This is a genomic window from Streptomyces sp. SP17BM10, from assembly GCF_036322405.1.
Lineage (GTDB): Bacteria > Actinomycetota > Actinomycetes > Streptomycetales > Streptomycetaceae > Kitasatospora.
In genome coordinates, this window is record NZ_JAQYXB010000351.1 from 1 (window position 1) to 415 (window position 415).

At 47.0% G+C, this 415-nt stretch carries 1 protein-coding gene; it reads right to left on the minus strand.

Translation table 11 applies throughout. The features are described 5' to 3' along the window. Positions 1–166 precede the first annotated feature (166 nt). Positions 167–415 (minus strand): hypothetical protein (locus PUR71_RS41005; protein ID WP_329924682.1); only part of this gene is annotated, 249 nt, incomplete at its 5' end.

The window sequence follows — 415 nt, forward strand, 5'->3', positions numbered from 1 at the left end:
GGTTTGGTTGTGGGTTTGGGTTTTGTTGTGTTTTTTTTTTATGTTTTGGGGGCGTGTTTTGTGTTTTTTGTTTTTTTTGTGTTGTTTTTGTTTTTTTTTTTTTTTGTTTTTTGGGGTGTTTTTTGGTTTTTTTTTTTTTTTGTTTTTTTTTTTTTTTATTTTATATTTAAAATTTTTTTTTTTTTTTTTTTTTTTTTTTTTTTTTTGTTTGGGTTTTTTTTTGTTTTTTGTGGTTTTGTGGGGGGGGGTGGGGTGGGTGCCCCTGCCCGGCGGGGGGGGGGGTGCGGGGGGGGGTGGGGGGGGGGGGGGGGGTCGTTGGGGCGGGCGCGGGCGTGGGGGGGGGGGGGGGTGTGTGGGTTTGTTTGGGTGGGGGGTGGTGGGTGGTTTGGTGGGGGTGGGCCGCCGCCCCCCCCAC